Here is a 6920-nt window from a genome sequence, read left to right on the forward strand (position 1 = left end):
TAAAATTAGAAAACTAAATAACATTGTTGAGGAAATTAAGAGTTCTTTTTTGATTCATAAAAAAATGGGCAGCAAACTTAATGCCATACACCTGGAAGCAACACATCTGGACGTGTCGGAGTGCTTGGATTATCAATCATCGATTGATAATTCAATAACTGACTTTAAAAAAGGTTACAACAGCCTCGTGGATCCACGTCTGAACTACGCACAAACGATTCATGTGATGCAGGGTATTGCAAAGCAGTATATTGAAAATTGATAAACATTTAGATACGGATGAAAAGAGAAAAACAATAGGTACTTTAGGAACTTTACCGGCCTTGAAAGAGACAGGGCTTAGCTTTTTATGAGTGTTCTAGAAACAAAACATAGATAAAAATAAAGCCTAAATTGAGGCAGTTAAGAATTGCTTGATTGAAGCCAGTTTTTAACATAAGACATCGTCTCTTCAATGACTGAAACGGCTTGCGCATAAAGTATCTCAAATAGCTCTCGTTGCCCTGATTTCCAATAGCGCCCTAAGTATTGGCAAGCCATACGAAGAGTACCTATTTTTGGACGGAAGAAGGATGGCTTTACCTTGCTGTGGTGATGGATTTGTAGCCACGTAAAGTGGTGGGATGGGCATTGTCGGAGCGTATGACCAAACAGTTAGTCATTGATGTACTTCAGATGACTATTTGGAGCCGGAAGCTTCCGCGAGGCCTCATCCACTCTGACCGCGGTAGTCAGTCCTATGATTATCAAAAGCTTTTAAACCTTCATGGGCTTATAGGCAGCATGAGTAAACAGGGTAATTGTTATGATAATGCGGCTATGGAAAATTGGGATCACAGCTTTTAAGTTGTAGCAATTCATGGGGAAAAATTCGCAACAAGGACAGCAACTAAAAATCATATATTCGAATGGAAATCTATTACAATCGGAAGCGACTTCATTCCATGCTGGATTATCAATCTCCAGTAAAATTTGAAGTCAAATTGGTCGTTTAGATAAGTGTCCGTTTTTTCCAGGCAAGATCATTTCATCATTTCATACTATGCTACATTTAAAAGATATAAATTGCAGGGGAGCTTAATGCCTAAATTATTATTAACTGGTTTTGAGCCATATGGAACAACCCTGATAAATCCTGCAGAACAAGTCGCTAGCGCTTTGAGTGGTGAAGTTATTTCAACAATTGAGGTTATTTCAACAATTGTTCCTAATACATTCTTTAAATCGATTACACATGTAAAAGAAAGAATGCTGGATGAAAAAGTTGATTATGTGCTTATGATGGGGGAATACGTAGGTCGGGCTATGATTACATTTGAACGATTTGCGCATCGACTGATTGATTCCTCCCGCTACCAATTGGCCGATAATGATGGGGTTAGCTATGATAATAAATCCACTGTAGATGGTGGCCCTATTGCATATCAAGGTAACATCCCCCTTAAAGCGATAGTCGAAATGTTGCGAAAAAATGGTATTCCTGCCGACATTTCTGATACTGCTGCCACATTTGTATGTAATCACTTATATTATGGAATTCTACATGAAATTTCCCTAAATCAATTACCCATAAAAGTAGGATGGGCTCATCTACCGATGTTGCCATGTACCGCGACACTTCCTGGTAATCTAGGCAAACCCAGTATGTCTTTAGAAACCTCTAAAAATGGCATTAAACTAGCCATACAAGCCATTGCGGAATATCCACAAGATATTAATAAAAGTCTTGCTGCAGGTTTGCAAATTTAATGTGATTTTGCAGCAGAAAAGCGTCGCTCCATTATTTTCCTTAATTAACTTGTTGATTTTAGATAGCTAGTTAATCTTACTGCCCTTAAGGGAAACAGGGCTATCAATAATCGCAGCTCTTTTGGGCTAAGACGATAAATACTTTAACCATCGTAAAATCCAAGGTCACCTGCGCAAATAACTATATCAGCATTAGCCTGAGCAACTTTTTCAATAAAGATATCCAAATTTCCATGAGTATCGCTGATTAGTAAAATTCTGTGTATGTGAGGCTCTGCTTTATTATTCAATTTTTATAAATGCTTATTAATATTGATGTTGGCAACATTCTTATGATGAGCTTTATCTGCTGCTTTTAAAACAAGTTTTAGTTTCAAAATCACCTATCTCAAACAAAGATCGCATTGAATCTTTTGAAATCATAAGAAAATTCCTCTAGATTTAGATTACCTCATACGCTTTGTTCTCATGTGCTCAAGTAAGAAATGAGCAACTTGCTGTGAATGACGTTTGTAATATTAACGATTGATTTATCAAGCCAATCAGGTACTACTTCAAAATGACTCAATATAAAATTAATTATGAAAAAAATCCAACCGCAGATGACATCCAGGTACTTAATGATGGAATCATAAAGGAACATAAGCTAAAGAAAGATATGAAATCACTTGATTTTTTCGCTTATTTTATACGTGATAACCAGGCTCAGATTGTTGGAGGCTGTGCCGGAGACAATATGTATGGTGGTTTATTTGTGGGGCAACTATGGGTAAAAGAAGACCTTCGAGGCAAAGGTTATGGGACACAATTAATGTCATTAGCTGAAAACCTTGCGAAAAAATCTCAATGTCGATTTATTACTGTAAATACCTTTGAATGGGAAGCCTTAGATTTTTACAAAAAACTCGGATTTTACGTTGAATTTGAACGAAGGGGATATGATAAGCACTCCATCTTTTATTTTTTACGCAAAGATTTAGCTGTAAAATAACTTAGGAATTTATCCCTACAAAAGGGAGATATCATAGGTCTTGTTTCGCCTTCAAGCCCTGTTTTAAAAAATAGGATTGAAGAAGGAATTAAGTTCCTTAAAGCTCAGGATTCGAAGTAAAACTGGGAACACATATTTTTTCCTCGGAACGCTTTTTGGCTGGCAAAGATTTGGATCGAGCCAATGATCTTATGAACTTTTTTAAGGATCCTGAGATAAAAACCATTATTGCTACACGGGGTGGACAAAGTTCCCAGCGACTCTTACCCTTACTCGATTATGATTTGATTAAGCGAAATCCAAAACAATTAATAGGATTTAGTGATACTACCGCCTTGCAATTAGGCCTTTTCAAAATCAGTGGCTTAATTACTTACACAGGCTACACTTTGACTGTTAATTTAAGCCCACTAGTTAAAAAAACTTTAATGTCATGTCTTTTAAATAACAATTATCAGATATTTAGAGGGGTTACAGTTTATCCAGGAGTATCCAAAGGTTCTCTCCTGGGTGGAAACTTAACTCTCCTGACCAATTTAATGGGTACGCCCTATTTTCCCGAATTCAATGAAAGCATTCTATTGTTAGAAGATGTGGGCATTGAACCTGACAGAGCATAATTGTTTTTTTGATTTCAACGTTTATTTGATGAGAAAATCGGTATGGATGAATTTAAATCATCATCCTGTAACGGTGATGAGGATCAGTTTATGAAGATAAAAAGGCTAATGCAAGAAGACTGGGAACTATGGAAATCATGTCGATTAGAAGCGCTAAAAAATTCACCTGAGAGTTTTGGCTCTTCTTATGAAGAGGAAGTGCTTATGTCCGATATTGATTTTCAACATAGATTAACCAAAGGATATGTATTGGGTGCCTTTGTTGACGATTTATTGGTGTCTAGTGTTGGATTCTATAAGCTTAATTCACTTAAAACCAAACACCGAGGTGTACTTTGGGGTATGTATACTCGTCTTGAATACAGAGGTAAAGGTATTGCAACAGCATTAATTCAAACCCTGATACAGCATGCAAGGACTTGTGTCACTCAACTGCACCTAACCTGTGTAGTAAGTAATTTTGTCGCTCGGGCTTTTTATCAAAAACAAGGATTTCGAATTTATGGTACCGAACCTAAAGCACTTAAAATTAATGATACCTTCTATGACGAATATTTAATGGTATTGGATTTCAATGAGGAGCCCATGAAAAAACTGGATACTTATCAGAGCCTTTGTACTGAAGTATATGATTTAAGTAAACCTAATGCACCACAAGATGAATACTCCTTCTATCGAAGCTATGCTGCAGAGGCTAACGGCTTGATTTTAGAACCTATGTGTGGCACTGGTCGATTTTTATTGCCTTTAGTTGCGGAAGGATTTGATGTTCATGGTTTTGATGCAAGTCAACCGATGCTAGAGCGACTGCATGCAAAAGCCAGTAGCAAAAACCTTAAGCCAAAAATCTGGCATGGTTTTATTGAAGATTTAAATCAATCCGATAAATATTCTTTAATTTTTATACCTAGTGGTTCATTCGGTCTGATCACAGAAAAGGCGGATATCCAAAAAGCCTTAAAAACCATTTTTGCGCACTTGGAAGATAAAGGGCTATTTGTATTTGAAGTAGAAACACGACATGCGGTTCCTGAGGAGTTAGGTATTTGGAGAGGCACAAGATGGCCGAAAAAAGATGGAACCCTCATCGTACTCAGTCAATTGGCCATGCTTGATGAAGAAGTTTATTACTCTATTGGCAAATATGAATTGGTTGATAACAACCGTGTAATTCAAACAGAAGTTGAGGAATACAAAATTCGCATTTATCAGGATACTTCTTTCTTGTTTAATTTGCTTACTGAGATTGGTTTTAGTGAGGTACGAATGGTTAAAGCTTTTGATCGACTGGCGTCGACTGAGGAAACAGATGAAAGCATTGTTTTTGAATGCAGAAAATAATTGAGGTGATGAATGAAAACACAGGAAATACCTAAAAAATATCAACACACTTCACCAGCAGGAGCTGAAGTCCGATTGCTGATGAATAATCATTTAGGTGGAATGGCTCACTGTACTTTGAAGGCAGGAACAATTTCCAAAGCAGTTTGTCATAAAACTGTATCTGAATTTTGGCATGTCCTTTCTGGTGAGGGTGCTATTTGGCGTAAGTTGAACGATGAAGTGAGCATTACTCCTTTAACTACTGGAGTCAGTATCGATATCCCCTTGGGAACACATTTTCAATACCGAAGTGATACAGCAGATTTGGTGTTTATCTGCGTTACTATGCCACCCTGGTCAGGCAGTGATGAGGCAAGTTATGTAGAGCATGCTGCCTGGCTTCCTACAGTGGAATAAATCAGATGACTTTAAAATTATCGTTTTTAGAAAACCCAGATCCTGATGATGTTCAGCTATTAACGAATGAGATCGCTTGGATATCAGAACGAAGGTCATATGGCGAAACTGTATTAAAACAATCAATTATGATCCGCATCAACCACAACGAGTTATTTTTCGTTTTGATAGTACAGCACATGAATGCAGCAAGCCCTTAGAAAGCAAGAAAGAATAGCAAATCCAATTTGTTGATGAAGCTACGGAAAAACAAATGACAAATGGATTTATTGCCCATGAGGCTCAGCATGATATTGACGTCAATTACACAAGACATTCTTAAGGCAGCTCATGGTGAATAAAAATCAACTGGAAACTATCTGTAAAAAATTAAAGATGAACTACCCTTGTGACTTGCCTCAAAGAGTTCACGGTGGTCTTTTACATAAAATGTGGTATTTGGAATGCAATGGCTCGCAATTTGCTGTAAAACAGCTCAATAAGAGGCTTCAGTTAACTGAAGAAATTAAATCCCAATATGAATTGACAGAAGAGATAGCCTTCCAATTTTCCCAGCGTACTATTCCCGCAGTTCATGCTCTAAAATTAGAAAATAATTACTTAATCCTTTCAGAAGATGAGGCCTTTCTTGTTTATCCTTGGATAACAGCAAAAGCATTGGATAAAGACGCTATATCTGAGATACATGCGCTTAAAATAGCCACTCTTTTGGCTAAAATTCATCGTATTAATCTTAATGTTCCTGAACTGGGTTCTCAAGAATTTGATATTCATCCTAATGAAAAAATTAGTGTGTTAATAGACCAGTCAGCAAGCAAAAATTTGGTGTTTAAGGAGCAATTAAAAAGTAATCAACGAGTTATAATTGAGCTTAATGATCTCTATCAAAAAACAATACCTATTCTACAAAGTAGTGGTGTAGTAAGTCATGGCGATCTGGATCAAAAAAATGTTTTATGGGATAAAAATGATACTGCCTTTCTCATTGATTGGGAGTCTGCGCGAAAACTTAATCCTACTTATGAAATAGTCAATTGTGCTCTTGATTGGAGTGGAATTACTACTCCGCTGTTTAATAAAATTTTATTTATAAAAATGCTAAAAACATATGCGTCTACTGGAATAACAATAAATCAGGATCATTTGGAAGCTGCTTTTTATGGTGTTGTTGGCAATTGGGTCAATTGGCTAGTATATAATATAGACCGTTCTTTTAGTTCAGATAAAGAGCAGCAGGACATTGGTATTGAGCAGGTTCTTCAGGTTTTACCTACTATTATTCAAGTCAAAGTGAGTATTACTGAATTAATTCAATTAGTAACACGTGAATTAAGAATAAGCTGTAATAAGTCCAAAAACTTGCGCAAAATTCCTTAAATGGTTTCTTTGCGACTTATCTTTTGATGAATTTAAGCAAAGCAATATGCCCATTTCCATCTATGAAGAGTGGCATCATCCATTTTGGCTTAAAGATAGGAATCAGCTACCTCCTTTTCCTTTCTAATTTATGGCAACACACGAGCTAGACTGAGATTTATTTAACGACTGTTGCCGAAATTTACCGAACCATGGCGCCCAATGCTGTTCTAATTGCGACAGTATGGTCATCTATTGGCGAGTGCGTTGGTTATAAATGTCTTGCGGATGCTGTTTTGCAAACGCTCGGGGATTCAACTGAGGCAGGTTTATACGCTCCCTTCAGTTACTTCAACTCTGATATCCTCAAAACTACAGTAGAAGGGTAATCCCCCCATTTTTAATTGAAGTTAAAAGTAGAGGATTAGGCAACTAGTGCCAATTTTTGCCTAGGAGGAATGCCT

10 protein-coding genes and 2 pseudogenes are annotated in these 6920 nt (G+C 36.8%); 10 read left to right on the forward strand and 2 right to left on the reverse strand.

The window, feature by feature from the left end; translation table 11 throughout:
* A partial coding sequence (locus Lnau_RS16445; protein WP_162263202.1) for a 3-deoxy-7-phosphoheptulonate synthase occupies positions 1–262 on the forward strand: 262 nt, incomplete at its 5' end.
* Between the two features lie 140 nt (positions 263–402).
* On the opposite strand, the gene Lnau_RS16450 is transcribed toward Lnau_RS16445, so the two are convergent.
* Positions 403–540 carry a hypothetical protein gene (locus Lnau_RS16450; protein ID WP_193786815.1) on the reverse strand — a complete coding sequence of 46 codons (138 nt, stop codon included), beginning with the start codon at positions 538–540 and terminating at the stop codon, positions 403–405.
* A gap of 9 nt (positions 541–549) precedes the next feature.
* On the opposite strand from Lnau_RS16450, the pseudogene Lnau_RS11800 reads away from it, so the two are divergent.
* Together Lnau_RS11800 and pcp are read left to right on the forward strand one after the other, a co-directional pair.
* A pseudogene (locus tag Lnau_RS11800) lies at positions 550–826 on the forward strand (DDE-type integrase/transposase/recombinase); the annotation flags it as partial.
* Between the two features lie 254 nt (positions 827–1080).
* Positions 1081–1749 (forward strand): pyroglutamyl-peptidase I, encoded by a 669-nt coding sequence (gene pcp / locus Lnau_RS11805; RefSeq protein ID WP_058505353.1) that lies wholly within the window; start codon positions 1081–1083, stop codon positions 1747–1749.
* A 143-nt stretch (positions 1750–1892) separates the two neighbouring features.
* On the opposite strand, the gene Lnau_RS16890 is transcribed toward pcp, so the two are convergent.
* Positions 1893–2039: a metallophosphoesterase gene (locus tag Lnau_RS16890; RefSeq protein ID WP_274520281.1), complete on the reverse strand. Its 147-nt coding sequence runs from the start codon at positions 2037–2039 to the stop codon at positions 1893–1895.
* 269 nt (positions 2040–2308) lie between these two features.
* Here Lnau_RS16890 and Lnau_RS11810 point away from each other — a divergent pair, with 269 nt between their 5' ends.
* From Lnau_RS11810 to Lnau_RS11835, 7 genes and pseudogenes are all read left to right on the forward strand, one after another.
* A complete protein-coding gene (locus Lnau_RS11810; RefSeq protein WP_058505354.1) occupies positions 2309–2740 on the forward strand; it encodes a GNAT family N-acetyltransferase in 432 nt (143 codons plus the stop codon).
* Between the two features lie 155 nt (positions 2741–2895).
* Positions 2896–3360 carry an LD-carboxypeptidase gene (locus tag Lnau_RS11815; protein ID WP_238585974.1) on the forward strand — a complete coding sequence of 155 codons (465 nt, stop codon included), beginning with the start codon at positions 2896–2898 and terminating at the stop codon, positions 3358–3360.
* 108 nt (positions 3361–3468) lie between these two features.
* A pseudogene (locus Lnau_RS16895) lies at positions 3469–3858 on the forward strand (GNAT family N-acetyltransferase); the annotation flags it as partial.
* 87 nt (positions 3859–3945) lie between these two features.
* A complete protein-coding gene (locus Lnau_RS16800) occupies positions 3946–4701 on the forward strand; it encodes a class I SAM-dependent DNA methyltransferase (protein ID WP_058505361.1) in 756 nt (251 codons plus the stop codon).
* Between the two features lie 12 nt (positions 4702–4713).
* Complete coding sequence (locus Lnau_RS11825; RefSeq protein ID WP_058505355.1) at positions 4714–5100, forward strand: cupin domain-containing protein; 387 nt, start codon at positions 4714–4716, stop codon at positions 5098–5100.
* A 5-nt stretch (positions 5101–5105) separates the two neighbouring features.
* Positions 5106–5300, forward strand: coding sequence for a hypothetical protein (locus Lnau_RS16685; RefSeq protein ID WP_058505356.1), 195 nt, complete (start codon positions 5106–5108; stop codon positions 5298–5300).
* 133 nt (positions 5301–5433) lie between these two features.
* Positions 5434–6477: an aminoglycoside phosphotransferase family protein gene (locus Lnau_RS11835; RefSeq protein WP_058505362.1), complete on the forward strand. Its 1044-nt coding sequence runs from the start codon at positions 5434–5436 to the stop codon at positions 6475–6477.
* The last annotated feature ends 443 nt before the right edge of the window (positions 6478–6920 follow it).

It is taken from the genome of Legionella nautarum, assembly GCF_001467895.1.
In the GTDB taxonomy this organism is placed as follows: domain Bacteria; phylum Pseudomonadota; class Gammaproteobacteria; order Legionellales; family Legionellaceae; genus Tatlockia; species Tatlockia nautarum.